The organism is Nocardia salmonicida NBRC 13393 (genome assembly GCF_001613085.1).
Taxonomy (GTDB): domain Bacteria; phylum Actinomycetota; class Actinomycetes; order Mycobacteriales; family Mycobacteriaceae; genus Nocardia; species Nocardia salmonicida.
Genome location: NZ_BDBR01000053.1, coordinates 15,970 through 42,472 on the forward strand (window position 1 = coordinate 15,970; position 26,503 = coordinate 42,472).

General features: G+C 67.5%; 24 protein-coding genes, 1 tRNA gene and 1 riboswitch. Of the genes, 10 read left to right on the forward strand and 15 right to left on the reverse strand.

Annotated elements, in window-relative coordinates:
- Positions 1–6: 6 nt before the first annotated feature.
- The gene (gene dacB / locus NS1_RS34605) at positions 7–1,464 is read right to left on the reverse strand and encodes a D-alanyl-D-alanine carboxypeptidase/D-alanyl-D-alanine endopeptidase (RefSeq protein WP_062991389.1); all 1,458 of its coding nucleotides are present in this window, start codon (positions 1,462–1,464) and stop codon (positions 7–9) included.
- 163 nt (positions 1,465–1,627) lie between these two features.
- Between dacB and NS1_RS34610 the strand changes: the two genes are divergently transcribed.
- Positions 1,628–2,116, forward strand: coding sequence for an inorganic diphosphatase (locus tag NS1_RS34610; RefSeq protein ID WP_062991391.1), 489 nt, complete (start codon positions 1,628–1,630; stop codon positions 2,114–2,116).
- Between the two features lie 59 nt (positions 2,117–2,175).
- Here the strand turns inward: NS1_RS34610 and NS1_RS34615 are convergent, their stop codons facing one another.
- Positions 2,176–2,403, reverse strand: coding sequence for a hypothetical protein (locus tag NS1_RS34615; RefSeq protein ID WP_056819071.1), 228 nt, complete (start codon positions 2,401–2,403; stop codon positions 2,176–2,178).
- Between the two features lie 200 nt (positions 2,404–2,603).
- On the opposite strand from NS1_RS34615, the gene NS1_RS34620 reads away from it, so the two are divergent.
- Together NS1_RS34620 and NS1_RS34625 are read left to right on the forward strand one after the other, a co-directional pair.
- Positions 2,604–3,791 carry a serine hydrolase domain-containing protein gene (locus NS1_RS34620; RefSeq protein ID WP_255284809.1) on the forward strand — a complete coding sequence of 396 codons (1,188 nt, stop codon included), beginning with the start codon at positions 2,604–2,606 and terminating at the stop codon, positions 3,789–3,791.
- 11 nt (positions 3,792–3,802) lie between these two features.
- Positions 3,803–5,296 carry an alpha/beta hydrolase gene (locus NS1_RS34625; protein WP_062991448.1) on the forward strand — a complete coding sequence of 498 codons (1,494 nt, stop codon included), beginning with the start codon at positions 3,803–3,805 and terminating at the stop codon, positions 5,294–5,296.
- On the opposite strand, the gene NS1_RS34630 is transcribed toward NS1_RS34625, so the two are convergent.
- The 5 genes from NS1_RS34630 to NS1_RS34650 form a co-directional block, all read right to left on the reverse strand.
- The gene (locus tag NS1_RS34630; protein WP_062991392.1) at positions 5,266–5,925 is read right to left on the reverse strand and encodes a response regulator transcription factor; all 660 of its coding nucleotides are present in this window, start codon (positions 5,923–5,925) and stop codon (positions 5,266–5,268) included. The genes NS1_RS34625 and NS1_RS34630 overlap by 31 nt on opposite strands.
- Complete coding sequence (locus NS1_RS34635) at positions 5,913–7,163, reverse strand: sensor histidine kinase (protein ID WP_062991446.1); 1,251 nt, start codon at positions 7,161–7,163, stop codon at positions 5,913–5,915. Before NS1_RS34635 ends, NS1_RS34630 begins: the two co-directional genes overlap by 13 nt.
- A gap of 7 nt (positions 7,164–7,170) precedes the next feature.
- Positions 7,171–8,934 (reverse strand): MDR family MFS transporter, encoded by a 1,764-nt coding sequence (locus tag NS1_RS34640; protein ID WP_084504740.1) that lies wholly within the window; start codon positions 8,932–8,934, stop codon positions 7,171–7,173.
- A gap of 5 nt (positions 8,935–8,939) precedes the next feature.
- Positions 8,940–9,431, reverse strand: a complete 492-nt coding sequence (locus NS1_RS34645) for a MarR family winged helix-turn-helix transcriptional regulator (protein ID WP_062991396.1) — start codon at positions 9,429–9,431, stop codon at positions 8,940–8,942.
- Positions 9,432–9,519: 88 nt separating this feature from the next.
- The gene (locus NS1_RS34650; RefSeq protein WP_062991398.1) at positions 9,520–10,341 is read right to left on the reverse strand and encodes a crotonase/enoyl-CoA hydratase family protein; all 822 of its coding nucleotides are present in this window, start codon (positions 10,339–10,341) and stop codon (positions 9,520–9,522) included.
- A 242-nt stretch (positions 10,342–10,583) separates the two neighbouring features.
- Between NS1_RS34650 and NS1_RS34655 the strand changes: the two genes are divergently transcribed.
- Together NS1_RS34655 and NS1_RS34660 are read left to right on the forward strand one after the other, a co-directional pair.
- Positions 10,584–11,060, forward strand: a complete 477-nt coding sequence (locus tag NS1_RS34655) for a YbaK/EbsC family protein (protein WP_062991399.1) — start codon at positions 10,584–10,586, stop codon at positions 11,058–11,060.
- Between the two features lie 172 nt (positions 11,061–11,232).
- Positions 11,233–11,700, forward strand: coding sequence for a flavin reductase family protein (locus NS1_RS34660; protein WP_228536961.1), 468 nt, complete (start codon positions 11,233–11,235; stop codon positions 11,698–11,700).
- 460 nt (positions 11,701–12,160) lie between these two features.
- Here NS1_RS34660 and NS1_RS42300 read toward each other — a convergent pair whose 3' ends face one another.
- On the reverse strand, positions 12,161–12,415 hold the full coding sequence (locus NS1_RS42300; protein ID WP_307620424.1) for an excalibur calcium-binding domain-containing protein: 255 nt from the start codon (positions 12,413–12,415) through the stop codon (positions 12,161–12,163).
- Between the two features lie 16 nt (positions 12,416–12,431).
- Between NS1_RS42300 and NS1_RS42040 the strand changes: the two genes are divergently transcribed.
- Positions 12,432–12,689 (forward strand): hypothetical protein, encoded by a 258-nt coding sequence (locus NS1_RS42040; protein ID WP_062991401.1) that lies wholly within the window; start codon positions 12,432–12,434, stop codon positions 12,687–12,689.
- A 179-nt stretch (positions 12,690–12,868) separates the two neighbouring features.
- Here the strand turns inward: NS1_RS42040 and NS1_RS34670 are convergent, their stop codons facing one another.
- Positions 12,869–14,185, reverse strand: a complete 1,317-nt coding sequence (locus NS1_RS34670; RefSeq protein ID WP_062991403.1) for an aminotransferase class V-fold PLP-dependent enzyme — start codon at positions 14,183–14,185, stop codon at positions 12,869–12,871.
- Positions 14,186–14,225: 40 nt separating this feature from the next.
- A riboswitch (SAM riboswitch) is annotated at positions 14,226–14,340 on the reverse strand.
- Positions 14,341–14,579: 239 nt separating this feature from the next.
- Here NS1_RS34670 and NS1_RS34675 point away from each other — a divergent pair.
- The 3 genes from NS1_RS34675 (at position 14,580) to NS1_RS34685 (ending at position 20,437) form a co-directional block, all read left to right on the forward strand.
- Positions 14,580–15,014, forward strand: coding sequence for a MarR family winged helix-turn-helix transcriptional regulator (locus NS1_RS34675; protein ID WP_062991405.1), 435 nt, complete (start codon positions 14,580–14,582; stop codon positions 15,012–15,014).
- A 156-nt stretch (positions 15,015–15,170) separates the two neighbouring features.
- Positions 15,171–19,082 (forward strand): Pls/PosA family non-ribosomal peptide synthetase, encoded by a 3,912-nt coding sequence (locus NS1_RS34680; protein WP_062991407.1) that lies wholly within the window; start codon positions 15,171–15,173, stop codon positions 19,080–19,082.
- Complete coding sequence (locus NS1_RS34685) at positions 19,082–20,437, forward strand: M1 family metallopeptidase (protein WP_062991409.1); 1,356 nt, start codon at positions 19,082–19,084, stop codon at positions 20,435–20,437. The genes NS1_RS34680 and NS1_RS34685 overlap by 1 nt, the downstream gene beginning before the upstream one ends.
- Here NS1_RS34685 and NS1_RS34690 read toward each other — a convergent pair.
- The gene (locus NS1_RS34690) at positions 20,422–20,607 is read right to left on the reverse strand and encodes a hypothetical protein (RefSeq protein WP_056819096.1); all 186 of its coding nucleotides are present in this window, start codon (positions 20,605–20,607) and stop codon (positions 20,422–20,424) included. The two genes, NS1_RS34685 and NS1_RS34690, sit on opposite strands and share 16 nt — an antisense overlap.
- A gap of 38 nt (positions 20,608–20,645) precedes the next feature.
- Positions 20,646–21,110 carry a DUF2752 domain-containing protein gene (locus NS1_RS34695; RefSeq protein WP_056819098.1) on the reverse strand — a complete coding sequence of 155 codons (465 nt, stop codon included), beginning with the start codon at positions 21,108–21,110 and terminating at the stop codon, positions 20,646–20,648.
- A 224-nt stretch (positions 21,111–21,334) separates the two neighbouring features.
- On the opposite strand from NS1_RS34695, the gene NS1_RS34700 reads away from it, so the two are divergent.
- Positions 21,335–22,423, forward strand: a complete 1,089-nt coding sequence (locus tag NS1_RS34700; protein ID WP_062991411.1) for an alpha/beta fold hydrolase — start codon at positions 21,335–21,337, stop codon at positions 22,421–22,423.
- 95 nt (positions 22,424–22,518) lie between these two features.
- Here NS1_RS34700 and NS1_RS34705 read toward each other — a convergent pair whose 3' ends face one another.
- From NS1_RS34705 to NS1_RS34720, 4 genes are all read right to left on the reverse strand, one after another.
- Positions 22,519–23,892 carry an alpha/beta hydrolase family protein gene (locus tag NS1_RS34705; protein ID WP_062991413.1) on the reverse strand — a complete coding sequence of 458 codons (1,374 nt, stop codon included), beginning with the start codon at positions 23,890–23,892 and terminating at the stop codon, positions 22,519–22,521.
- A gap of 8 nt (positions 23,893–23,900) precedes the next feature.
- Positions 23,901–24,482, reverse strand: a complete 582-nt coding sequence (locus tag NS1_RS34710) for an ArsR/SmtB family transcription factor (protein ID WP_062991415.1) — start codon at positions 24,480–24,482, stop codon at positions 23,901–23,903.
- A gap of 641 nt (positions 24,483–25,123) precedes the next feature.
- Positions 25,124–25,196, reverse strand: a tRNA-Thr gene (locus NS1_RS34715).
- Positions 25,197–25,254: 58 nt separating this feature from the next.
- Complete coding sequence (locus NS1_RS34720; protein WP_062991417.1) at positions 25,255–26,454, reverse strand: DNA polymerase III subunit delta'; 1,200 nt, start codon at positions 26,452–26,454, stop codon at positions 25,255–25,257.
- Between the last annotated feature and the right edge of the window lie 49 nt (positions 26,455–26,503).

The following is a 26,503-nucleotide window of genomic DNA, read 5'->3' on the forward strand; positions in this document are numbered from 1 at the left end:
CGTTCTCTACGAGCATCCGCAGTTGCGCAGGGCACCCGCCACCGCGTCGAGCGCCGGCCTGCTGAGCTCCGGCAACCGGTCGTTCGACATGAGTGCGAAGGTGAGCACCCGGCCGTCGCGGTCGAGTACATATCCGACCAACGCGCTGGCCACACTCAGAGTTCCGGTCTTGGCCCGCACCCACCCCGCGCCCTGCCGGTTCTGGGTGACGAAGCGCGGTGCGAGCGTGCCGGTACCGCCCGCGACGGGCAGGTAGTCCAGCATCGGCGCGAGAGCCGCTGCGCGCGGGTCGTTTTCGGGCTTGGCCTGTGTTCCGGCAGGCGCTACCGCCGCGGCGCCGGTCGGCTCGGCGGCGGTGGCGATGATCGAATCGAGCAGCTTCGGCGTTACCCGGTCATCCACGGAAAGTCCGCTGTTGTCGGCCAAATGCAGCCCGGTGACATCGAACCCGGCCGCGGTCAGGGCCGCCGAGGTGGCCGCCACAGCACCGGTGAAGGACGCCGCCTGCCCCGACGCCACCGCCAGCTCACGTCCGATGGTCTCGGCCAGCACATTGTCGGAATGAATCATCATGTCGTGCAGCCGAACTCGCAGCGGCGCCGATTCGACCTTCGCCAGCTGGACCCCGCTCTGCGCGGCCGGACCGACCCGCACGGCGCCGGGATCGATACCGAGCTCGGCGGCCAGCGCCCGACCCGCGTCGAGCGCGGGGTTCGCGGTGCGCGGGGAATAGTCGGCCGACGGATCGAACCGGCCCCCGTCGAGCATGATCGGTTCGATCGGCGCAATCGACCCTTCCGGAATGTCGACCGGATCCCAGCCCGAAGCCATCGTCGGCCCCGTGTAGGCGGAGGTGTCGACCACGATCGCCTTCGCCTGCGTCCCCGCGGCCCGCACCTGCGCGGCCAGATCCGAGATCCGCGCGCCGTCGGTGTAGTAACCACCGGTGGCGCGCGTGGTCAGCGTCGGATCCCCGCCGGCCACCAGCACCAGCTCGCCGGGCGCACCGGCGAGCACCTTCGTGGCCACCCGCTGATCATCGGGCAACGTCAGCAACGCGGCCGCGACCAGCATGATCTTCGCCGTCGACGACGGAATCATCGCCTTGGTCGGGTCCTGACTCCACAGCACCGCTCCGCTGCTCGGATCGGTCACCTGACCCGCGAACGCACCGAGATCAGGGTTCCCGACCACCGGAGCGAGCGCCGCGGCGATTCCCGCTGCCGTCGGCGCGGGCGCGTCCGATCGCGCGGGCGCCACCTCGGGAAACACCTGACCCGTGTCCGGCGGCGGCGCCACCGTGAGCCCGCCGTGCCGGAATTCCTGCGTCCACGGCCGTGCGATCGCCGCGAAACCGCCCGCGATCACCAACAGCGCGACGATCACCGCCGACAACCAGATCCAGCGGGACCCGCGGCGCCCCTGCACCTGCGATCCCGGATTGCTGCCGCTTGTACCGACCACGCCCGTGTCTCCCTCAACGCCGCCCGACACGCCTCGACTGCGCGACTACAGCCGCCTGCCGCACCGGTGTACCAGCACACCACACTATCCTCGTTGCGCAACGGTTCCCCAGAACGATCTGGCGATTCGGCACAGACCAGCACCGAACGAACAAGGAGATGGCGTGGAGTTCGACGTCACCATCGAGATTCCCAAGGGTTCTCGGAACAAGTACGAGGTCGATCACGAGAGCGGCCGGGTCAAGCTCGACCGGTACCTGTACACCTCCATGGGCTACCCGGCCGACTACGGTTTCATCGAGAACACCCTCGGCGAGGACGGCGACCCGCTCGACGCGCTGGTGCTGCTGCCCGAGTCGGTGTTCCCCGGCGTGATCGTCGAGGCCCGCCCTGTCGGCGTGTACCGGATGACCGACGAGGCCGGCGGCGACGACAAGGTGCTGTGCGTGCCCGCGGGCGACCCGCGCTGGGACCACATCCAGGACCTGGGCGATGTCTCGGAGTTCGAACTGTCGGCGATCAAGCACTTCTTCGAGCGCTACAAGGATCTCGAGCCCGGCAAGTACGTCGAGGGTTCGGAGTGGCTGGGTCGCGCCGAGGCCGAGAAGATCATCGACGAGTCCTTCACCCGGCTGAAGGAATCCGGCCACTGAGCCGATAGCCCTACGAGAAACGGGAAGTCCGAAGAGTTTTCGGACTTCCCGTTTTCGTCTCAGTACCAGATGTACAGATCCCAGCCGTCCCAGGTCTCCGTGCACTCCCAGTAGTACCCGCCGGTGTAGGGATCCTCCCCGGCCGCGCGGCACTGGTAGAGCTCGTAGTAGGTGCCGTAATAGGTCCCATACGGCGCGGCGGCGGCACTGCCCGCACCGACCGCCGACACCCCGGCGACGGTCGCGACGGCCAGCAGAGCGGCGGCGATAGTGGATTTGATGCGCATGTTGTTTCTCCTGACGCGGGCAATTCCGACTTCTCGAAGTTATTGCGGCGCGGCGGTTCGAACAGCCACCCCTAGGGGTAGGTTCGCTCTCCCCTTGGTCGCTTCACCTACCCCACCCTCGGATCGGTAGTGCTGGCACCACCTTCGATTCGGGCGCGCACGGCATAGGCACGGCCGCCGCCCGTTCATAGGCTCGAATCATGCAGCTCAACACCACTTTTTCGAGTAAGTCACTGCGCGCCTTCGCGGCCGGAACCGGAATGCTCGCACTACTCGCCGTCACAGCGTGCGGGCCCGAGAACAGCGCCACCGCGGCGCAACCCGATCGTCCCGAGATCCGGCAGGCGCTCGAATCGGTGGTGCAGGCGGGATTCCCCGGCGCCCAGGCCGTGATCACCGACGCGGCGGGCGAACACACCATTACCGCCGGGGTCGGCGATATCGCCACCGGCGCACCGATTCCCGACAACGCGTACGTCCGAATCGGCAGCAACACCAAGAGTTTCGTCGCGACTGTGGTCATGCAGTTGGTCGCCGAGGGCAAGGTCGACCTCGACGGCCCCGTCGAGCGGTACCTACCCGGTGTCGTCCGAGGCAACGGCAATGACGGCGCTCGGATCACCGTGCGCCAACTGCTCCAACACACCAGCGGTCTTCCGGACTACCTGGCCGGTGGCGATCCCAACCTGCGCGCCGCCCCCGGAACCCAGCAGATCGCACCCGACCCGGAAGTCATCCGCCTGCGCCACTTCTCACCTGCCGAACTGGTCGGCATCGCAATGACCATGCCGCCGCAGTACGAACCCGGCGCCCGCTCGGTCTACACCAACACCAACTACATCCTGCTCGGCATGCTGATCGAGCAGGTCACCGGCCGCCCCGCCGCCACCGAGATCAGCACCAGGATCATCGAGCCACTCGGCTTGCGCGACACCTACTTTCCCGCGGCCGGCGACATCGGACTGCGCGCACCACACCCGCGCGGCTACCAGCAGATCGACGGCGCCCGTATCGATTTCACCGACTTCGATCCCTCCTGGGGCGATACCGCAGGTGCGATGATCGCCACCGGCTCGGACCTGAACCGCTTCTTCCTCGCCCTGCTGGACGGCAAGCTGCTGCCCGCGGCGCAGCTGCAACAGATGCGCCAGACGGTGCCGTTCGATCGAATGCCCTCGGCTGGTTACGGTTTGGGCCTGGTCGAGCAGACCACCTCGTGCGGTAGGAAGACCGTCGCCCACGGCGGCAGCATCCCCGGTTTCGACACCCGTACCGGCGTCACCGCCGACGGCGTCGCGATAACCATCACCGTGAACGAGCTGCCGAGCAGCAAGGAGCAGTCAGAGGTTGTCGAGCGAGCCTTCGACACCGTGGTGTGCGCCTCGTGAGACTCGCGATCATGGCCGTCGCGGTTTCCGCGGTCGCCGCCGGATTACTCACCGCTACAACGGCATCGGCCGATGCCGACCCGCTCGATCGCTTCCGCCACCAGTCGCTGACTTGGCAGCCCTGCGATGATCCGAGCCTTGATCCGGCGGGTGCCCAATGCGCGGAGGTGACCGTACCGGTGGATTACTCGGCGCCACAGGCGGAAACGATGACCGTGGCCATCTCCCGGCTCCCCGCCACGGACCCGGAGAAACGTCGCGGCGTGCTGCTGTCCAATCCGGGCGGCCCCGGGGCTCCCGGTCTCGACCTCATGATCGACGTGCGTGAGGGGATGAGCTCCGACGTCCGTGACCGCTACGACCTGATCGGCATGGATCCGCGTGGCATCGGCCGCTCCACTCCGGTGAACTGCCGCTGGCAACACGGGTTCGGGCTGGAGTCCGCCGGTCTCGACGGTGTCGGTTTCGCCGAAAGCGTTGCCCAGCAAGCCGAACTCGCCGCGCTGTGCGCGGCGAACGAGGGGCCCCGGCTCAACCACATCACCACGCGCAACACCGCCCGCGATATGGACGTCATCCGCGCCGCCCTCGGCGAAGACCGGATCAGCTACTTCGGCACCTCCTACGGCACCTACCTCGGCGCGGTCTTCTCCCAGCTGTTTCCCGAGCGCAGCGACCGGTTCGTCCTCGACAGCGCCGTCGACCCCGAGCACTACGGATCGGTCGGAATGATCCGCGCCATGGGCCCGGTCAACGAGGCGGCGTTCGACAGATGGGCCGACTGGGTGGCCGCGCACAACGCCGAGTTCCGTTTCGGCGCGGATCGTTCCGCGGTCAGGCTCAGCGTGCAGGACATGGTCCGCCGCGCGAACGACGTGCCGATCCGGATCGGAGAGTTCACCGTCGACGAACACAGCCTGCCGATGGTGCTCTATCGCGGGCTCGACGATCCGCGCAACTATCCGCTGCTGGCGCGCCAGATCCGGCAACTCGCCGACGCCGCTGACGGCATGGAGGTCCGGCCCGAACCCGAGCTGGCCGCCTCCCTCGCCTTCATGCTCACCGCGCAGCCACGCGACTACTCACCGGCGTTGGCCGTCCTGTGCGGCGATGTGGAAGTACCGCGCGATCCTGCCTGGTACTGGCGCAATATCGAGGCGAGCCGTGCCGATCAACCGCTGTTCGGCGCGTTCGCGAACAACATCCCGCCGTGCGCGTTCTGGGCGCCCCCGGTCGAGCGGCCGACCGTGATCGGCAATGCGGTGCCGAGCCTGATCGTCCAGTCCACCGACGACACCCGCACCACCCATGCGGGCGCGCAGGTCATGCACCGGGCAATGACGGGCTCACGCATGGTGACCTTGGAAGACGTTGCGGTGCACTGGATCTACGGCAATTACCCGAATACCTGCGTGGACACGACGGTCAACACCTATCTCCGCGACGGCACTCTGCCCGGCACCGACCTGATCTGTCAGGACGATCCGGGCCGCGAGTCCAGGTAGGCCAGTACGGCGAGGACCCGGCGGTGGCCCGATTCGTCGGCGGCGAGCCCGAGCTTGGCGAAGATGCTGCGAATGTGTTTGAGCACAGCGCCTTCGGTGACGACGAGGCGTGCCGCGATGGCGGAATTGTCCTGCCCTTCGGCCATCAGCGCGAGCACTTCGCGTTCACGGGCGGTCAGCGTGGACAGCGGATCGTCGGCCTTGCGGCGCACCAAGAGTTGCGCGATCACTTCCGGGTCCATCGCGGTGCCACCAGCGGCGACGCGGTGCAGTGACTCGAGAAACCGGTCGACCTTGCCGACCCGTTCCTTGAGCAGGTACCCGACGCCGCCGCCACCGTCTCCGAGCAGTTCGGAGGCGTAACTGTCCTCCACATAGGAGGACAGCACGAGCACCGGCAGCCCCGGGTGGACGGTCCTGGCGTGTACCGCGGCGCGCAGGCCGTCATCGGTGAAGGTGGGCGGGAGACGCACGTCCACCACCACCGCGTCCGGGCGGTCGGCGCAGACGATCGCGAGGAAATCATCGGCGTTGTCGACGGCGGCGACCACGTCGATTCCGGCCGTCTTCAACAGCAGGGCGAGACCTTCCCGAAGGAGGGCGTCGTCCTCGGCGATCACGACCCGCACGGCAACTCCACCCGCACCACAGTAGGCCCACCGGCGGGGCTGCTCAGCGTCATCTGCCCGTCGAGCGCCTCGGCCCTGCGCCGGATGCCTGCCAGACCACCGCCGTCGGTCACCCGCGCGCCACCCACGCCGTCGTCGCGGATCTCGACGGTGAGCAGATCGGGCGGCCCACCCAGTTCGATCGACAGCGTGGCGGCGCCGGAGTGTTTGGTCGCATTGGCGATGGCCTCGGCGATCACGAAATAGGCGGCGGCCTCCACCGCCATCGGCCGCCGGGTGATGCCGTTCGTCTCGAGTACGCACGGGATCGGACTACGGGCGGCCAGTGCGGAAACAGCGCTGTTCAGGCCCCGATCCGAGAGCACCGGCGGATACACGCTGCGCACCACATCGCGGAGTTCGGCCAGGGCCGCCGAAGCCGTGTCCTGGGCGGTCCGCACCATCCGATCGGCCGCCTCGGAATCACGGTCGCGCAATTGCTCGGCCAGCCCCAGTTGCATGATCACCGCCGCGATCCGGGCTTGGGCGCCGTCGTGCAGATCACGTTCGATGCGGCGCAGTTCGGCACCGTGCGCGTCCAACGCGGCGGCCCTGGTCGCGGTCAGTTCGGCGACCCGATCGGCCAGCAGGGCGTTCTCATCCGGTGCGAGCAACGCCGCCGCCACCCGGGCCTGCGCGGTCGCCGCCTCGGGCGCACGCAGCGCGAGGGCGCCGTAGACGATGCCGATCGCCGCGCTCACCACGGCGGCGGTCCCGGAATCGATGACGATGCCGCCGCTCGATACCGCACCCCGGCCCCCCGCACTCCAGTAGCTCGAAACGGCCAGATGCTGCACCGCACTCAGCGGCAGCGCCACCGCCAGCGCGGCCAGCGGCAATCCGATGATCGCGTGCAGCACCAGCCAGGCGAGATCACGCCGATTCGCCGGATCGGCGGCCAGCGTCGCGAGCTGATGACGCAGGTCGCCGGTCAACGGCTGATAGGCGGGCACGATCGGCGTGCCGAGCCGTTTGCCCGCCCTGCGTCGCTCGACCCCGAGCAGTGGCCGGATCAGTTTGACCGCCTCCGGCCACGCGGGAATCCCGATCCCGATCAGGCTCGCGGCCGCAACGATCGCCAGCGCGACCACCGCGAACAACGAGGCGACCCCGGTCAGCCCGCCGACCACCAGATAGCCGACAGCGGCGGGCAGCCGACGTAACCGTCGCACTACACCGCCGCTGCCGAATCGACTCACCCGATGATCATGCCGGGGGCGCACCCGTCCCCGGGCGACCGCCCTCCTGCGTGCCATGCCGATCTTCGGTAGGAGCACTGGACTGCGCGGCGGTGTCGATCAGCGCACCAACCCCTTCGGCGGCCTTGGCATCGCCGTCGGACTGGATTCCGCCCGACATGCGCAGCGGAACTTCCTTCCAGAACAGCACGAGCAGCAGTGCGATCAGGGCCACCGCGGCCGCGACGAGGAACACCGTCGACATCGAGTCGGCGAAGCCCACCTGGAACGGCTTGGCCAGTTCGGGGTCGAGCTGCTGGATGATCGAGCTGTCCTGCAATACCTTGCCCGCGGCCGACGTGTCGTGGGCGAGCAGGCCCTTCGCCAGGGCGGCGTCGGCCGGGTTGGTGCTCTGCGCACCCTCGATCACAGCCTGCTGATAGGTCGGATCGGACGCCGACTGCTGCATCTGCTCGGTGATGTTCGGGGTGAGCAGCGAGAACAGGATCGACAGGAACACCGCGGCGCCGAGGGTACCGCCGATCTGACGGAAGAAGGTCGCCGACGCGGTCGAGACGCCCATGTCCTTGGGCGGCAGCGCGTTCTGCAGAGCCAGGGTCAGCGGCTGCATCAGGTTGCCGAGGCCGAAGCCGGTGGCCGCCATGAACAGCATCGCCAGCCACAGCGGGCTGTCGGCGTCGAGCAGGTGCAGCAGGAACAACCCGAGCGTCAGCATGGTCGCGCCGATCACCGGGAAGGCCCGGTAGCGCCCGGTCTTGGAGATCAGCCGGCCCGAGAGAATCGAACCGGTCATCAGCCCGAGCACCATCGGCAGCATCTGCAGACCTGCCTCGGTCGGCCCGGCACCGCGCACCACCTGCAGGTACTGCGGCAGCAGCAGCATGCCGCCGAACATCGCCGCACCGACGACGAACGAGATCACCACGCCGAGGGCGAACGTCACGTTGTCGAAGATCCGCAGCGGGATCAGCGCCGCGTCACCCATGTACTTCTCGACCGCCACGAACCCGATCAGGCCGATCAAGCCGATCGCGTAACAGACCACCGAAGAGGTACTACTCCAACCCCATTCGCGACCCTGCTCGGCCACGATCAGCAGCGGAACGAGTCCGACGGCGAGCACCACCGCGCCCGCGAAGTCGATGCGATGAGTGGCGTGCGGCTTGCGCGGCAAGTGCAGCACCCGGGTCACCACTACCAGGGCGAGCAGCCCCAGCGGCACGTTCACCAGGAACACCCAGCGCCAGCCGGTGATGCCGAGAATGGTGTCCTGTCCGGCCAGCAGACCGCCGAGCACCGGGCCGAGCACACTCGAAATACCGAACACCGCGAGGAAATAACCCTGGTAGCGGGCACGCTCGCGGGGTCCGATGATGTCGCCCATGATGGCCAGCGCCAGCGACATGAGCCCGCCCGCGCCGAGACCCTGGAACGCGCGGAACGCGGCCAGCTGATACATCGAAGTGGCGAGCGTGCACAGCAGCGAACCGACGATGAACAGACCGATCGCCGCCAGGAAGAACGGCTTGCGGCCGAACATGTCCGAGAGCTTGCCGTAGAGCGGAGTGCTGATCGTCGCGGTGATCAGGTAGGCCGTGGTAGCCCAGGCCTGCAGCGAATAGCCGTCGAGATCGTCGGCGATGGTGCGAATCGACGTCGACACGATCGTCTGATCGAGCGAGGCCAGCAGCATGCCGAGCATCAGGCCCGACAGGATGGTCAGGATTTGGCGATGGGTGAAGCCTGCCGGTGATTCCACCGGGGCCGCGATTGTCGTCACGAAACGTTCTCCGTAGTGCTCAGTGCGGGCGGCTGGGTCAGCAGGTCCGGGCGGGCCGCGTCGTAGTCCTCGACGAACCGCGTCAGCAGTCCGGCGAAGAGAGCGCGATCGTCGGCCGACCAGTCCTCGGTGACGATGGCGACGGAGTTCCGGCGCCGTGACCGGATCCGATCGGCGGTCTCGCGCCCGTGATCGGTCACCTCGAGCACGGTGGCCCGCCCGTCGTCGGGGTCGGCGGTGCGGACCACCAGGCCACGCTCCACCAGCTGCGCGACCTGCCTGCTCACGGTCGACGCGTCCGAATGCACTGCCTCGGCGAGCGCACCCGAACGCATCGGCCCGTCACACACCAGCCGGAACAGCACCATGAATCCCGCCGGGTCGATCCCCGAGCGGTCCTTGATCTGGGCCATCGCCCGGTCGCGCAGCCGGTGCAGGCGCACGAGCTGGACAGCGATCGCGTCGATCGCGGGCTCACTCTCACTCACACTTTTACCTTTACTTGCATCAATCAATTAGTTGTGTGATGCAAGTATGTAGGCAGAACGGTCACCGGGGCAACCGTTTGAACTGCCTTTACTCGCCCTTGAACTCCGGCGCGCGCTTCTGGAACACCGCCGAAATTGCCTCCGGCAGGTCCTTCGACGGCAGGAACGCCGCGTTCCACGTCGACACATAACGCAGGCCGTCGGCCACCGCCGGGCTGGTCCGCTGCTCGAGCACGTCCTTGATGCCCTGCACCACCAGCGGCGGGTTGCTCGCGATCTCGCGCGCCATCGCGTGCGCGGCGGCCAGCACGGCCTCCTGATCGGCGAACACCTCGTTCACCAGACCCATCCGCTCGGCCCGTGCCGCGTCGATGTCCTTGGCGGTGAAGGCCAGCTCACGCAGATTGCCCTCGCCGATGATGCCGGGCAGCCGCTGCAGCGAACCGATGTCGGCGACGATCGCCACCTTCGCCTCACGCAGACTGAACTTGGCGTCCTCGCTGGCCAGCCGGATATCTGCCGCGGCGATCAGATCGAGGCCACCGCCGATGCACCAACCCGACACCGCCGCGATCACCGGCTTGGCGCACTCGGCCAGCGCCGTCACCGCGGCCTGCATCCGGCGGACCTCCTTGAGGAACTCAGTGCGCGGCGCCGCCTTCGCGTCGTCGGCCAGGACCGGCGCCAGCGTTCCCGCGGTCGCGGCCAGGTCGAGACCGAACGAGAAATGCTTGCCCGATCCCGTGACGACTACGGCCCGCACCAGCGGATCGGCATCGAGCTCGGCGAAGACCTCCGGCAGCTCGCGCCAGAAGTCGGGTCCCATCGCATTGCCCTTACCCGGCCCGATCAACGTGACCTGGGCAACGTTGTCGGCGATCTCGACGGTAAAAGCCTTCCATTCACTCATGCCCCGATTATTGCCACCACGCCAACATGCCGCCCACTCAGCCCCGACCCCCGACCCTTAGGGAGGGGCCGGACGCGCAGCGGCCGGGTTCGCGGCCGTCCCGTCGATCAGGCGCCGTTGCGTAGGCGACGAAGGAGCAAGCAACGGTGCCTGATCGACGGGACCGGCAGGGCCGCGAACTCGAGTTCGCCAGAACTCCAAGTAACACAGCGCATTTCCCGCAATCGACCTACTCTGGGTGTATGCGCAGGTCGTCATTGCCGCCGGTCGCATGCCGGGTCGCGGAAACTCTCATCGCCCGCGGGCACCACGGCGTCATCGTCTGCCCCGAGACGCCGTCGCTCACCGCGGCCGAGGCCGCCCGCGCCATGGGCGTCCATCCCACCGCGATCATTACCGCCCAGGTCTTCCTCCTCGACGACGACCCGGTCCTGCTGCTGGTAGCCGACCACCACCACGTCGACCTCGTCCGCACCGGCAAACGCCTCGAAGGCACCCTCACCCCCGCCCCCACGGCCCTGGTCGAACGCATCACCGGCCAACCCATCGACGGCACGGCCCCCCTCGGCCACCCCACCAACCTCCCCACCTGGGTAGACACCGCCCTGGCCGCCCACCCCGAAGTCTGGGCAGCGGGAGGCCACCCGAACACCGTGTTCCGCACCAACTTCCGCGAACTGGTCCGCATCACAGCGGGCCTGCCGATCGACATCGACTGAATTCGGGTTCTGATCCCGACCGGCGGGTTGGATCAAACGGACACAGTGGACGTAAGGGTGCGCGGTGGGCGGGCGTAAGTTGGGGGCGGTGGGCGATGTGCAACCTTCTGAGGCCGGACTGGTGGTTCCCGATGATCTGAGCGGGATAACGGCTGAGCAGTATCGAGGCTCTATGCGGCACTATCCGGCCGGCGTCACGGTGGTGACGCTCGGAGCCGAGAGTGGACCGGTGGGTTTCACGGCCACCTCGTTCGCCTCGCTGTCACTGGAACCGCCCCTGGTGTCGTTCAACATCGCGCACACCTCATCGAGCATCGACGCGTTGCGAGCCGCGGACTCGGTGGTGATCCATTTCCTCGGCGAACACCAACAACACCTGGCCCACCGCTTCTCCCGCACCGCGGCCGACCGCTTCACCGACCGCGCCCTCTGGACCACCCTCGACACCGGCGAACCAGTCCTGCACGGCACCCCCATCTGGCTGCGCACCACTCTGCACAAACTCATCGACCTGGGCGACCACACCCTCGCCGTCGGCCTGGTAACCCGAGTCCACGACCAAACCGAAGAGTCACCCTCAGCAGCACCGCTGCTGTACTACAACGGCAAATACCACCGCCCCACCCCACTCGACACCTGATCAGACCGTCTACCTCGGCCTGCGACAGCTAGTGTTGGTCCGGTGAGCGAGGCATACGACTGGTCGTGGTTGCGTGCCGGTGTTCCGGGCATCGACCTGGACACGTACTTGGCATGCCGGAAGACCTCTCTCGGGTGATACTGGATCGTCCGCATGGAGAACAACGTCGGCCGCGTCAAGTCCATCGAAATCCTCCGTCTCAACACCGCGGGCGTCTACCTACGTCTCCACCGAGACCCGCTTCCGATCCCACAGCCCCACCGCGATCGCGATCACCGATCCGCTAGACGTCACCATCACCTGGGACGCCCTCGACGCGGATCTCGACTGAGACCTGATCGAAAACTTGTCTCCATGAGTGAGTTTCGGGTGACCGGCATCTTCCGGTCAGCCTCAGACCGGACCCGTTTGTCGTCGGCCACGCGATGACGTGATCCACTCGATAAATACCTGATGGGCCCTATTCGCAGGCCACACCATCGCCGTCTCGATCCAAGCCGGAGCGATAGCCGGGGTCACCCGTGTGGAGTGGGGCCGCGCCTGCGGCTTTGGCAGCAGCACAATTCTTGTAATAGGCGCTGGCAGGCGCGGGCGCTTCCGGCTCTGGCACCGCCGCGATTCGCGGCGCGGGGATCTCGACTGTTGTAGTCGGCGCGGGGACAACGACGGGCGGCGGAGGTGCCGCGACAGTCGTAGTCGGCACAGCAGGAGCCACTGGTCGATCAACCGTCGTGGTCGGCGCGAGTGTCAGCGCACTCGACGCGATGATGGTCGGCGCCGGGGTAGTTGTCAAAGCCTTTGTCGTCGTCGATGATTCGACAACCCGGGTGGTGGATGTGGGCGATGTCCGTGCGGTCGGTTCGCCGTCGTTGAGACCGGCGACCACCGAGAGACCTAGCACGCCGACAACTCCGATTCCCGCCACCAACGGCCAACGCCGCTTCTTCTCGGACTGCCTGGGCGGACGCGCCCACGGATCGGGCGGCTGAATCGGTCGAGTCACTGTGTCCCCTTCGATTATCGGGCGATCTCGGGGGCTTCATCGCGACCGGTTCGGCATGCGTTACCCAGCTGGTAACACATCAAACCTGCGATTCTTCGGATGTATCGGCCGCCGAGAACAGCTCTCAGCGGCCGACATTCGGGGTGGCCTCGCCTTGCCTGCGATTCAGCCGATCAGGCAGGGTGCCGCGCCTTCGGCGGAAGAGGCGGTGAGGGGGCGGGTTTCGGGGGTGGGGTTCCAGTGGCCGTCGGTGGCGGCGTAGGTCCAGGTGGGACCGTTGGTGACCAAGGTGGAGACCGCGCCGATCAGGCGGTCGACGTCGGCGGCGGTGGTTCCGAGGCCGATGCTGGCACGGAGGGCCGCGTCGAGGCCGAGGCTGGTGAGCAGCGGGTGGGCGCAGAAACGGCCGTCGCGCACCCCGATGGCGTGTTCGGCGGAGAGGTAGGCGGCGACCTTACCGGGGGCGTGGTCGGCGACGATGAAAGCGACGATGCCGACACAGTCGGGGCTGTCGGACCAGATGGTGACCAGGTCGACGCCTGCGATCGCGGACAAACCGTCACGAAGACGGTCCGCCAGAAAGCGTTCGTGGGCAACGAGTTCGGTGGAGTCGATCGCGGCGAGTGCGTCGCAAGCGGCGGCGATAGCGGCCGCGCCCAACACATTCGGCGAACCGGCCTCGTGCCGCTGCGGCGCGCAAGCCCATTCGACCTCCGACACACCGACATTGCGCACCGCACCGCCGCCCGCCAGGTAGGGCTCACCCTGGTCCAGCCAGTCGCGTCGGCCGACGAGCACGCCCGAACCGAACGGGGCGTACAGCTTGTGCCCGGAGAACGCGAGATAGTCGATCCCGCTCTCGCGCAAGGAGATCCGTCGATGCGGAGCCAGCTGCGCGGCATCGACGAGGATGCGCGCACCGCACAGGTGGGCGATGGTCGCGAGGCGCTCCAGCGGCAGTACCTCACCGGTGACATTGGATGCCCCGGTCACCGCGAGCAGCGCGGCGGGCTTGCTGCACAGCTCGGCGACGACTCGCTGAATCGTCTCCTCGACGGTGGCGGCGGCCCGTACCACCCGGCGACCGTGCGCGGTCCACGGCAGGAAGTTGGCGTGGTGCTCGATATCGAGCACCACGGTCTCCCCCGGCACGCATCCGGCCAGCAGGTTCAGCGAATCGGTGGTGTTGCGGGTGAACACGACGACCTGGTCGTCGTCGGCGTCGAGGAACCGGGCGACCGCGCCACGGGAAGCCTCGTAGCACTCGGTCGAGATCCGCGAGGCGTAGCCCGCACCCCGATGCACGCTGGCGTAGTACGGCAGCAACTGAGAAATCCGGTCGGTGACCTGCTTCAATGCCGGCGCACTCGCGGCGTAATCGAAGTTGGCGTAGGAGCTGGTGCCGCCTTGAACGAGCGGAACCTGCAGGTCGGCACCGGAAACGGCGGCGATGGCACAGGTGGGGTCGAGTACAGCAGTCATGACGAAATCCCGTCGGCTCAGGGACCCGCTCCAAAGAGGTGGCCCGCGCTTGCCGCGCCCAATTCGGACGTCAGCCTGGTCGTCACCCGGAGCACCCCACCGCGGAGGAGGGTTGCCGACCAGCAAGCCGGGGCTGAACGCTGGTACTCGTGACCTGAAACGAGAGTGACAGACGACCGCCGGACCTGTCAACCACCTTTCGCCGACCGCGCTCCGAGTCGCCGCCGACCGCACACGACCTCGCCCGGTTCGACACGCCGACCCGGTCTCCGACGCGAATACGCGGGATTGCCCCCGAGTTGCCTGCTCACACCCAATTCTCAACCATCTACACACCCTATGATGGAGGAACCGAATGATTGGGCACCTCCACCATTTGCTAGAGTTCCCTCTCATGTCCACGAACACGAACTCCGTCCGCGGCCTGCCGCGCTACCCGGTGTACGCGCTCGGACGGCTCACCAAGGCGCTGCACGCCGAGATCGACGTCCCGTTGCGCGATCACTGGGTGCTCACCTTCATCTCCGAGAACGCCGACCTGACGCAGAAGAAAGTGGGCGACGCGCTCGGTATCGACCGCAGTGAAGTCGTCCGCCTGATCGACGCGCTGGAACGCGCCGAACTGGTCGAACGCACCCGCGACGGCAAGGATCGCCGCAAATACCGGCTGCGGATCACCGAGGCGGGGCGCAAGCAATGCAAACGCACCGACAAGCTGATCGCCGAGGCCACCGCGCGCGTGCTGGGACGCCTGAACGAAGAAGAACAGCGGACGCTGCACCGGCTGGCGGTCACCGCCCTCGGCGAGATGCCGGAATCGCCGTCGTGAACAGCGCCGACGGCACGCGCTTCGCTGCCGTCCGGCAATACCCGCACCGAGTACCGTTGGCATCTGGTGACCATCCTGTTTGCCCTCCGGTAACCCGCTCATGAAACAACAGACACCACCGATGGGGGTCAACCGATGAGAGGTGGACTGAGCACGATGCTCGAGCCACACACTGAGGTAGCGGCGGTTCTTCGCGACCCGCTGCTGCGCGCCGATCTCGCCGCACCGCCGCGCACCCTGGTCGACATCCTGACCAGCACCGCCCTCGCACACCCTGACGCACCGGCCGTCGACGACGGCACCGTCGTGCTCAGCTACATGGAACTGATCGCCGCGATCGAGGCCAGGATGGCCGAGCTCACCGAGGCGGGCGTGCGACCGGGCGACCGGGTGGGCGTACGGATGCCGTCGGGCACCGCCGCGCTCTACGTGACGATTCTGGCCGTGCTCTACTGCGGCGCCGCCTACGTTCCCGTCGACGCCGACGACCCGCAGGAGCGAGCCAAGCTCGTCTTCGGCGAGGCCAGGGTGAGCGCGATCGCCACCGGCGACGGCATCGAGTCGGCCACCACGGCTACGGGCGAACACGACTGGAACACCCTGCCCACCCCCGCCGACGACGCGTGGATCATCTTCACCTCCGGCTCCACCGGCACCCCCAAGGGCGTGGCGGTCACCCATCGCAACGCCGCCGCCTTCGTCGACGCCGAAGCCCGCCTGTTCCTGCGGAAGGCCCCGATCGGTCCCGGTGACCGCGTGCTGGCCGGACTCTCGGTGGCCTTCGACGCCTCCTGCGAGGAAATGTGGCTGGCCTGGCGCAACGGCGCCTGCCTCGTCCCCGCCCCGCGCGACCTGGTGCGCACCGGCGCCGACCTCGGCCCGTGGTTGATGCGCCGCGAGATCAGCATCGTCTCCACGGTGCCCACGCTGGCCGCGACCTGGCCCGCCGAAGCGCTGGAATCGGTGCGGCTGCTGATCTTCGGCGGCGAAGCGGTGCCCCCGGAACTTGCCGAACGGCTCGCCGGCGCCGACCGCGAAGTGTGGAACACCTACGGCCCCACCGAGGCAACCGTCGTCGCCTGCGCCGCGCTGCTCTCCGGCGAGATGCCCGTTCGCATCGGCCTGCCCCTCGACGGCTGGGATCTGACCGTCGTCGACCCCCAGGGCAACCCGGTTGCCGAAGGCGAAACCGGCGAACTCGTGATCGGCGGCGTCGGCCTCGCCCGCTATCTCGATCCCGCCAAGGACGCCGAGAAATACGCCCCGCTGCCCTCACTCGGCTGGGAACGCGCTTATCGCAGTGGCGATTTGGTGCGTAACGACTACCGGGGCCTGATCTTCCTCGGCCGCGCCGACGACCAGATCAAGATCGGCGGGCGTCGCATCGAACTCGGCGAGCTCGACAATGCGCTACAGCACCTGCCCGGTGTCAGCGGTGCCGCTGCCGCGATCCGAACCACCAAGGCGGGCAACAAGATCCTCGTCGGTTACCTCACTGGTCCTGGTCCCGACTTCGACGTGAAGAAGGCCAGAGAGATTCTGGCCGAACAACTTCCGGCGCCGCTGGTGCCGCGCCTGGCGATCGTCGCCGATCTGCCTACGCGTACCTCCGGCAAGGTCGACCGCGACGCACTGCCGTGGCCGCTGCCGAGCACCGACGAACCCGCCGAGACCGGACTGTCGGGCACGGCGGCGTGGGTGGCCAGTCTGTGGGACGCGATCCTGGGCGCCGAACCCACCGACCTCGATGCGGAATTCTTCGATCTGGGCGGTGGTTCGCTTTCGGCGGCACAGCTCGTCGGCGCGTTGCGTGAGCGGTACCCGCACGTCACCGTCGCCGATCTCTACGACCACCCGCGCCTCGGCTCGCTGGTCGAGCTCCTCGACGGCAGCGCACCGGTCGCGGCCGTCGACGTGCGCGTCGTCGAACCGACCCCGCTGCGCGCGCAGATCACCCAGGTCCTGGCCACGATTCCGCTGACCACCCTCACCGGGTTGCAGTGGGTCACCTGGCTGACCGTGGTCTCCGGCATCGCGGGCTGGTCGGGTTCGCTGCCGTGGCTGCCGCGCCTGTCGTGGTGGTGGATCCTGCTGGCGTTCGTACTGTTCATCTCGCCGATCGGCCGGATGACGATCTGCGTGGCCGGTGCGAGAATCCTGCTCGCCGGGCTGCGTCCCGGGTCCTACCCCCGCGGGTCGTCCGTGCACTTACGGCTGTGGGCCGCTGTCCGGCTGTCCGAAGCCAGTGGCGCCGAAAGTCTTTCCGGCGCACCGCTGATGGTCCCGTTCGCGCGGGCACTCGGCGCCAAGATCGGCAAGGGCGTCGACCTGCACAGCCTGCCCCCGGTCACCGGCATGCTCGAACTCGGCGACGGCGCCAGCGTGGAACCCGAAGTGGACCTGTCCGGCTACTGGGTCGACGGCGACATCGTGCACATCGGCGCCATCACCATCGGCGACGGCGCGGTGATCGGCGCCCGCTCGATCCTGTTGCCCGGCACCAAGATCGGCAAGAAGGCCGAGATCGCGCCCGGCTCCGCGGTATCGGGCAAGGTCAAGGGCGAACAGGAATGGGCAGGCTCACCCGCCACCAAGACCGGCAAGGCCCCGCGCCGCTGGCCCGACCACTCCCCCGAACGCGCCAGGCACTGGCTGGTCGTATTCGGTCTGTCGTCGATGGTGCTGGCCGCGATGCCCGTGTTCGGCCTCGCCGTCGGCGGCACCTTCATCGCCTGGTGGGTCCGCGAGGAGACCACCATCAGCGCCGCCGCCGTGGGCGGTTTTGCCATCCTGCCGCTCGCCACGCTACTCAGTCTCGGCGTCTACGCCGTGGCCACCGTGATCGCGGTGCGCCTGCTCAGCATCGGTTTGCGCGAGGGCTATCACCCCGTGCGCAGCCGCACCGGCTGGCAGGTGTGGGCCACCGAGCGTCTGCTCGACTCCGCCCGCACCTTCCTGTTCCCGCTCTACGCCAGCCTGCTCACTCCGGTCTGGCTGCGGTTGCTCGGCGCGAAGATCGGCAAGAACGTCGAGGCGTCGACCGTGCTGATGCTGCCCAAGTTCACCGTGATCTCCGACGGCGCTTTTCTGGCCGACGACACCATGATCGGCAGCTACGAACTCGGCGGCGGCTGGCTGCGCATCGGCGAATCCAAGGTCGGCAAGCGTGCCTTCCTCGGCAATTCGGGGATGACCGCGCCCGGTCGACGCGTGCCGAAGAACGGCCTCGTCGCGGTGCTCTCGGCCGCTCCGAACAAGGCGAAGGCGGGCTCGTCGTGGCTCGGTAGCCCGCCCGTGCGGTTGCGTCGCGCGACCGAGTCCAGCGACACCTCGCGCACCTTCGATCCGCCGCTGCGGTTGAAGCTGGCACGGGCCTTCGTGGAGACGTGCCGCTTGATCCCGGTGATGGTGACCTTCGCCATCGGTCTCGGGGTACTGCTCGTGCTCGCGTTGATCGCTCAGCACACCGATTACCTGGTCGCGGCTCTTGTCTCGGGCCTGGTCCTGATGGCCGCGGGCGCGCTGGCGGGAACCATCGCCGTGGCGGCGAAGTGGTTGATCGTCGGGCGAATTCGCGCGATCGAATACCCGCTGTGGAGCTCGTTCGTGTGGCGCAACGAGGTCTCCGACGCCTTCGTCGAGACCGTCGCGGCGCCGTGGTTCGCGCGTGCCGCCACGGGTACTCCCGTCATGAATCTGTGGCTGCGCGGACTCGGTGCCAAGATCGGCCGCGGGGTATGGTGCGAGTCCTATTGGCTACCGGAGGCGGACCTGGTGACACTCGGTGACGGCGCGACCGTGGAGCGCGGCTGCGTGGTGCAAACGCACCTGTTCCACGACCGAATCATGTCCATGGACACGGTGACCCTCGAAGCGGGCGCCACCCTCGGACCGCACTGCGTCGCCCTGCCCGCCGCTCACATCGGCGCGGGCGCCACCATCGGACCGGCGTCGCTGGTGATGCGTGGCGATGTGGTTCCGCCCTCGACTCGCTGGTGGGGCAACCCCATCTCGCACTGGACCGATCCTGCCGTGACGCGGGAGTCGAGGCAGCGCGGAGCCGCCTGATGCGGAGCAAGTTCTACGAGGAACCCGTCGATGCCTACCTGCCGCAGAACGGCAATCGCGGCTATCGCGTGTCCCGCTACGAGCTGGAGCTGAGCTACAAACCGGCCAGCAACCGGCTCGCCGGACGCGCGGTGATCATCGCGGTCACCACGACGGTGCGGCCGTGGTTCACCCTCGACATATCGCAGGCGCTGATGGTGTCGAAGGTGCTCGTCAACGGGTCGAAGGCGGTGAAATTCGTCCATCAGCAGGGCAAGCTCGCGCTCACGCCGCAGCAGAAGATCCCCGCCGGTGGCGTTCTCGAGATCACCGTCCATTATGCGGGCACCCCCAAGCCGGTGCGCGGGCCGTGGGGCGAGGTCGGCTGGGAAGAGCTCACCGAGGGCGCGCTGGTCGCGAGTCAGCCCAACGGCGCGGCCTCCTGGTTCCCGTGCGACGACCACCCGAGTTCCAAAGCGTCCTACCGGATTTCGATCACCACCGACAGCCCGTTCTACGCGCTGGCCAACGGCACCCTGCTCAGCAAGCAGCCCAAGGCCAGCCAGACCACCTGGGTGTACGAGATGGCCGAGCCGATGGCGAGCTATCTGGCGACGATCCAGATCGGCAGCTACCGCAAGTACCGGGTCGGCGCCGCAGGCGAACCGGTGCCGATGCACGCTGTCATCCCGCCGCGATTGCGAGCGAGCTTCGACCACGACTTCGCGCGCCAGCCCGAGATGATGGCGTTGTTCACCGAGCGGTTCGGGCCGTACCCGTTCGACGATTACACCGTGGTCGTCACCGACGACGAACTCGACATCCCGATCGAGGCGCAGGGGATCTCGATCTTCGGCGCCAACCATTGCGATGGCAAGCGCGGCGCGGAACGCCTTGTCGCACACGAACTCGCGCATCAGTGGTTCGGCAACAGCCTCACGCTGAAGCGGTGGCAAGACATCTGGCTACACGAGGGTTTCGCCTGTTACGCGGAATGGATCTGGTCCGAAGCCTCCGGTGGGCCGACCGCCGATCAGCTGGCCCGGGCCGCGCGGGCGAACCTCGCGCGTCAGCCGCAGGACATCATCATCGGCGATCCCGGACCCAAGGACATGTTCGACGACCGGGTCTACAAGCGTGGCGCGCTCACCCTGCACGCGCTGCGGCTGGAACTGCGCGATCACCTGTTCTTCGAACTGATCAAAGAGTGGACCGCGCGGTACCGGCACTCCTCTATTACTACGGAGGAATTCGTCGACCTGGCGGGCCACTACAGTGTGGCGCCGCTGCGCGGTCTGTTCGCGATCTGGCTCGGGACCAAGCCGCTGCCACAACTACCGCCGCTGGGCGGGCAGGCGCATCAGAACACCAGGTAGCGCTGGGCCAGTTCCTCGATGAGCGGATCCTCGGCCTGCACCATCTCCAGTGCCTCGAGGTCATCGGCCACCGAGATGGTCCTGGCGTCGTCGTGCTCGGGGTCCGGCCCGTCCTGGGCGAGCTGGCGCTGCAATTTCTGTCTGACTCTGTCCTTCAGTGAATCGCCCATAGGTCCAGCTTGCCCGGTATTCGGATTGCGAACCACTGTCAGACAGGCGTGAGCCAGGTTCCCCACGGCGTGTTGCGGAGTACGGAGTAGACGGCGAGTAGCCCGAAGAAGGACCACACGATCACCGGGCTCAGACTGGGCAGACGCCACCGTTGTCCACGGCGAGCACGCAGGATCCAGTCGATGACGAAGACCGCGAACGCCACGGTCAGCGGTACGGCGAGCAGATTGCTGTGCAGCGAGTCGATGATGTTGCCGTCGGTGAGGTTGTGCATCGCGCGCATGCCACCACAGCCGGGGCAGTACACCCCGAACAGCACGTAGACCGGGCACAGGCCGTAGGAACCCTCGACGTGCGGGTCGCGGAAATGCAGCAGGGCCAGCGTCCCGATGCCGAGACCGGCGGCGATCACCGGGGGTGTCATCCGCTGCCAGGTCGAGCGCGGGGCACCCCGGTTCGGGTCTGCACCGGAAAACTCGGCCGTGACGTGCGTTTTGTCCACTCCCCTACGGTAGCGGCGACCGATCACCGCCGCCAGCAGAAGCCTGGCGCGAACGATGCCTGATCGTGCTCTTTCGGTGTAATTTTTCGCCGGATTCTGGCGATTTCACAATGCCGGCATACTCGGTGACTCAGTTCACAACAAGTGGGACACTGTGACCCGCTAACACTAGCTAGCACCCCAGCTCGCACTGTACGGTGGCCTACGACACAAAGGAGTGCCACATGCTTGCGAAGTCGATGATGACGCTCGCGGCAGCGCGAACCATGGTCTCTCACCTCGAGACCGGCGCACTGACCGCACAGTTCCGTGCCGGGCTGCGTACCCGCAGTTTCGCCACCGCGAAACTCAACGCTCCCACCGCCGAGCATCGGGTCGTCCCGGTGGCCACCGCGGACGGCGCGCAGCTCCGGGTTCACGTCTACGGTCCCGATACCGCCCCCACCCTGGTCCTCATCCATGGCTGGGCCTGCAGTATCGAATACTGGAACCCGCAGATCACCGCCTTCGCCGGCGAGTACCGCGTGGTCAGCTACGACCAGCGCGGCCACGGCGAGTCCACCCTCGGCACCGCCGTCCCCAGCGAGCACACCCTCGCCGATGATCTGTCCGCCGTCCTCGACGCGACGCTGCGCGGGGACGAGAAGGCCGTCCTGGCCGGGCACAGCATGGGCGGGCTCACCATTCAGGCCTGGGCCAAGCATCATCCCGCGCAGGTCTCGCAGCGCGCGTCCGCCGTGCTGCTGGCCAACACCGCCAATGCCGCGATCCGCTGGGAAACCGACATGGTGCCGGTGCTGAACAAGCAGCTCACCGTCGGGCAGTACCCGGTCACCCTGCTCGGCGCGCCGGTGCGGATGCCGCAGCCGGTCAGCGAGTCGCTGCTGTTCGCGCCGCTGCCGATCCCCGGCGGCTGGCTCACCCAGCAGATTCTCCGCAGTCGGGTTCTCACCGCTGAGGCCACCGACGACGAGGTCGACTTCGCGATGGGCATCGTCCGCTCCTGCCGCCCGGTCGCGCGGGCCCGCCACGCCGCCGCCATGGCCGACATGGATCTGTCGGCGGGCACCGCCAACCTGACCGTGCCGACCACCGTGATCGCCAGTGCCAGGGACCGGCTGCTCCCGCAGCGCCTTTCGCGCCCGATCGTCGACATCCTGCGCCGCACCGGCCACCTGGCCGATTTCCATGTGCTGCCGCACGGTCACCTGAGCAATGTCGAAGACACCGACGCCTTCGACGCCGTGGTGCACCAGATCCTGCGCAGCTCCTCGAACTCTCGGGCCACCCGCCGCAACGTCGCTGCCCGCTGACCCGAGCCAGTTCTCCTGAGACCGATCAACGGCGATCGGCTCAGGAGTAACCGCGAAGAAGGCCCCCGACCTCGTCGGGGGCCTTTGTCGTCGAGTCATGGCAGCAGCAGGCCCCAATACAGCGCCCAGAGCACGAATCCTGTTCCGCCGCAGACCAACAGGGCCCATCGGATCCGCGCACCAGCACTTGCTCCGCCCAGGGTGTGGCGGGCGCGGGCGAGCACGATACCTAGCGCGACCACCGCGCCGAGGGCGACCAGTTGCAGTGCCAGCCACGGCAGAGTGCGGCCGAACAACAAGGGGCCGAACGAGGTTGCGCGGGCGGTGAGGATGTAGCCGAGCTGGACCACAGTGCCCACGATGCCGATCACTGTCGCGCACACCAATACTCGCGCGGGCAGCCGATCGGGCAGCCGCCATCGCCCGACCATCCCGGTGAACGCGTAACCGCTCAGCGCCAGGATCATGCCGAACGACAGGGTCAGTTGCACCGCGGTCGATTCCCACCAGGAGGCCGGGGCCAGCGCCCGCACCGGATGTCCCTGTTCCGCTGGCTGATCCGTGATCGGCGGTGTCGCCGAACCGGGAAGACCGTTGACCCAATCACCCATGAGCTCGCCGTATCCCGACGCCAAGCCAGGGAGTTTGTCGAAGCCGTCGGTGGTCGGCTGTCCGGCGTGCTGGGCGTTCGGGAGCGTGCGCAGCGTGTAGTTCGTCTTTCCGGCGTGGTCGAAGGCGGTCTGAAAGCCGCGCAGGCTGTCACCGGGTGGGGTGAGGCGGTCCTGGTCACCCCAGATCGCGAGGACCGGCTGTGTGATTCTCTCCAGTACCGGGATCGGGTCGTAGTCGGCCTGCGCGAATTGGTCGGCGGCTACCAGCTGACGAATACCGTTGCGGGCCAGTACATCGACCATCGAGCCGCGTACGCCTGCCGCACCGAACCGGGTCTCGTTGGCCCACGCCTGTTGCGCGGCGGGTTGGGCTGAGTTGGCGCCGATCGTGATCAGGAAGGCGGCCTCGGTGGATCGTGAAGCAGCCAGTGGTGCGACCCATCCGCCCTCCGACAGTCCCCACAGACCGACGCGCGCCGGATCGACTTCGGGCCGATTCCGCAGTGCGGCAAGACCTGCCAGTGCATCGTCGGCCAGGAGTGAGTAGTCACGGTGCGATGGCGTATATCCCTCGGTGCGCTTGTCGTAGCGCAACGCGACGATGCCCGCTCGGGCGAATGCCTCGGCGACCACGTCGTAGTGCTCGCCGCTACCGTTGCCCGAGCCGTGGACGAGCACGACACCCGGCCTGCCGGTCGCTCCCGCCGGGGCGTGCACTGTGCCGGAGGTGGTTGTGCCGTCTGTGCGGGTGAACGTGATGTCGACGGTGACGGTGTTCTGTGCGTGCGCCGCCGGAAACCCAGCGACGGCGGCGATCATGATGGCGAGCAGAATGATGCGTCGGAAGATCAAGAGCACGCCATGTCCTAGTCTGCGGTGTTCGGGCGAGGTGCCGGGAAGGCGAGAAAGCGCGTCAGCACGCGGCGGACACCGGGGCGACCCTGCGGGTGAGACTGCTGAAAACGCTTGAGCAGCACCATGTAGTCCTCGAAGAATTCCTCGAGTTCGGCGGGTGTCGCGTAGATCGCGCCGCGCGAGAAGGGCATCATGTCGGCCCACTCACCCAACTCGGCACGCTCGGCCTGGAAGCGCTGGAACATCTCGATGTCTTCGGTGATGTGCTGGGCGACAAGACCTTCCATCAGCTCGCGTAACTCCGGCGACTGTTCGCGGTCCATCCGGTAGCGCAGGTCCTTCGGCGGCGAACGCCACCACCGCTCCTTGCCCTTGGCCAGTTCGGGCGCCTCCTCGATGAAGCCGTGTTCGGCGAGTTGGCGCAGGTGATAACTGGTCGCGCCGGTGTTCTCGCCCAACTGCGCCCCCAAAGCCGTCGCGGTCGCAGGCCCGTTCTCGGCAAGTGCGCGCAAGATCCGCTGCCGCAGCGGGTGCGCGAGCGCGCGGAGGGCTGCGGGATCGGTGATCTCTCTGGGTGTTACCTCGTCGGCCATAGTTGCACAGTACTATTTGCACAATTATCTGTGCAAAGAATTTTATGCAACAACACTCTACGACGGGGTTCGAAACCAGCAGGCCCCGGCGCACATGCGCCGGGGCCTGGGACTACGAGGTTGGATTCAATGTCAACTCTGCTCACCGGCCGAGTGGGCCGATGCCGTACACCGCATCCGACTTTCCTTGAGACGCGGAACTGATAAATGACTACTCAGTGGGCACCACCTCCTGGATCGCCGGTCTTATCCTCATTGCTTGTTCACTTCGTTCTTCGTCTTGCTTCTTCGCCCTCTCCGGCGGCCCGGCCTACTGCACCGGATTCTCTTCTCCGCCGGAAGGGACGGTCGAACTACCTACTCCCGGGCAGCTCACCTGCCCGGCCTCTGGACTTATCTTCTGAACGACAGTGACTGTATACCGACTCCAGATGAATGTCTACACTCAACACCACAGATTTTTTCCGGCCACGACGATGGCTTACCCCACCAGCATCAGCCGTGGTCATCGTGCCGCAGGCCGCGACAGGTGGGCTGATTCGCATCCGAGCGCGGACGACCTGACCCCGGTCCATGTTCTGAGAAATGCAGAAAGGGCGGGCACCGGATGTGTCCGGTGCCCGCCCTCTACTGGCGTTTTGAGCCGCCTGCGAGAATCGAACTCGCGACCTTTTCATTACGAGTGAAGCGCTCTACCGACTGAGCTAAGGCGGCGTGCCATTTCGGCGACGCGAGTCTATCGCGGGAACGGGTAGAACGCGAAAACGGGTGGTCAGGTGGTGCGGGCGGTGATGAGGGTGGCGACCATGGCAGCGATGGCGAAGCGGGGTTTCACGTTGAGGTCGAGGGCTTCGCGGCAGGCCAGGACGGCGTCGATGCTGCGCAGGAGGCCTTCGGGGCGGACATTGGTGGCCAGGTCGGTGATCTCGCTTGCCATGTCGGGGTGGGTGAGGGTGATGGGGGTGCCGCGGCCTGCGAAGCGCATGGCCAGGGCGTCGCGGTACATGCCTGCGATGTCGATGAGGGCGCGGTCGAGTGCGTCGCGGCCGGTGCGAGTGGCGCGGGATTTCTGGCGGCGTTCGAGGTCTTTGAGGACACCGGCCGAACCGCGGGTGGCCGAGGCGGAGCCCTTGCCGGTGCCGCCGGCGCCGAGGGCGGTGGCGAGTTCGTCGCGTTCGCGGTCGTCGCGGTCGGCGCTCATCAGCTTGGCTTCGTCGTCGGCGGATTTCACCAGTTCGTCGGCGGCGGCATAGGCGGCGCCGGGGCGTTCGGTGGCAGTGACCAGGGCAAGGGCGCGCTTGCGTCGTTGGCGGGAGTCTTCGTCGGTGGCGAGGCGGCGGGCTCGGCCGACGTGGCCGCCGCTGACCGAAGCGGCCCAGTCGGCGGTTTTCGCGTCGAGCTGGTCGCGCTCGCGCAGGACCTGTGCGATAGCGGGGACGGTCGGGGTCACCAGGTGTACGTGTCTGCAGCGTGAGCGCAGGGTGACGGAGATGTCCTCGGGGTCGACGGTGGGGGCGCACAGCAGGAAGACGGTGCGGTCCGGTGGTTCTTCGACGACCTTGAGCAGGGCATTGGCAGCACCCTCGGTAAGGCGGTCGGCGTCTTCGACGACTACCACCTGCCAGCGACCGGTGCTCGGACGACGGGCCGCGATCTGCACGATCGCGCGCATCTCCTTGGTGCTGATGCTCAGACCCTCGGGGATGATGCGGCGCACGTCGCCGTGGGTACCGGCCATCGTGGTGGTGCACGCGTGGCACTTCCCGCAGCCGACGATGTCGGGATCGGTGCACTCCAGCGCCGCCGCGAAACACAGCGCCGCGACGGACCGCCCCGACCCGGGCGGCCCGGTGAACAGCCACGAATGCGTCATCGCCCCGGTGACCACCCCGGCCCGCGCCGCCTTCGCGGCAGCGGCCAGCTCGGTCTCGACCACGTCCTGGCCGACCAGTCGATCGAAGACACCTGCCACGCGCTACACCCTAGCCACGGGGTCCGACAACACTTCCGGACGCCTGGGT

Excerpts from the sequence above, each read along its gene's own strand:
- NS1_RS34670 (WP_062991403.1), bottom strand. The coding sequence starts at position 14,185 with ATGACTGCTGTACTCGACCCCACCTGTGCCATCGCCGCCGTTTCCGGT.
- NS1_RS34620 (WP_255284809.1), top strand. The coding sequence starts at position 2,604 with ATGCAGCTCAACACCACTTTTTCGAGTAAGTCACTGCGCGCCTTCGCG.
- NS1_RS34700 (WP_062991411.1), top strand. The coding sequence starts at position 21,335 with ATGCTTGCGAAGTCGATGATGACGCTCGCGGCAGCGCGAACCATGGTC.
- NS1_RS34625 (WP_062991448.1), top strand. The coding sequence starts at position 3,803 with ATGGCCGTCGCGGTTTCCGCGGTCGCCGCCGGATTACTCACCGCTACA.
- NS1_RS34615 (WP_056819071.1), bottom strand. The coding sequence starts at position 2,403 with ATGCGCATCAAATCCACTATCGCCGCCGCTCTGCTGGCCGTCGCGACC.
- NS1_RS34685 (WP_062991409.1), top strand. The coding sequence starts at position 19,082 with ATGCGGAGCAAGTTCTACGAGGAACCCGTCGATGCCTACCTGCCGCAG.
- NS1_RS34680 (WP_062991407.1), top strand. The coding sequence starts at position 15,171 with ATGCTCGAGCCACACACTGAGGTAGCGGCGGTTCTTCGCGACCCGCTG.
- NS1_RS34650 (WP_062991398.1), bottom strand. The coding sequence starts at position 10,341 with ATGAGTGAATGGAAGGCTTTTACCGTCGAGATCGCCGACAACGTTGCC.
- NS1_RS34660 (WP_228536961.1), top strand. The coding sequence starts at position 11,233 with ATGCGGCACTATCCGGCCGGCGTCACGGTGGTGACGCTCGGAGCCGAG.
- NS1_RS34690 (WP_056819096.1), bottom strand. The coding sequence starts at position 20,607 with ATGGGCGATTCACTGAAGGACAGAGTCAGACAGAAATTGCAGCGCCAG.
- NS1_RS34655 (WP_062991399.1), top strand. The coding sequence starts at position 10,584 with ATGCGCAGGTCGTCATTGCCGCCGGTCGCATGCCGGGTCGCGGAAACT.
- NS1_RS34710 (WP_062991415.1), bottom strand. The coding sequence starts at position 24,482 with ATGGCCGACGAGGTAACACCCAGAGAGATCACCGATCCCGCAGCCCTC.
- NS1_RS34675 (WP_062991405.1), top strand. The coding sequence starts at position 14,580 with ATGTCCACGAACACGAACTCCGTCCGCGGCCTGCCGCGCTACCCGGTG.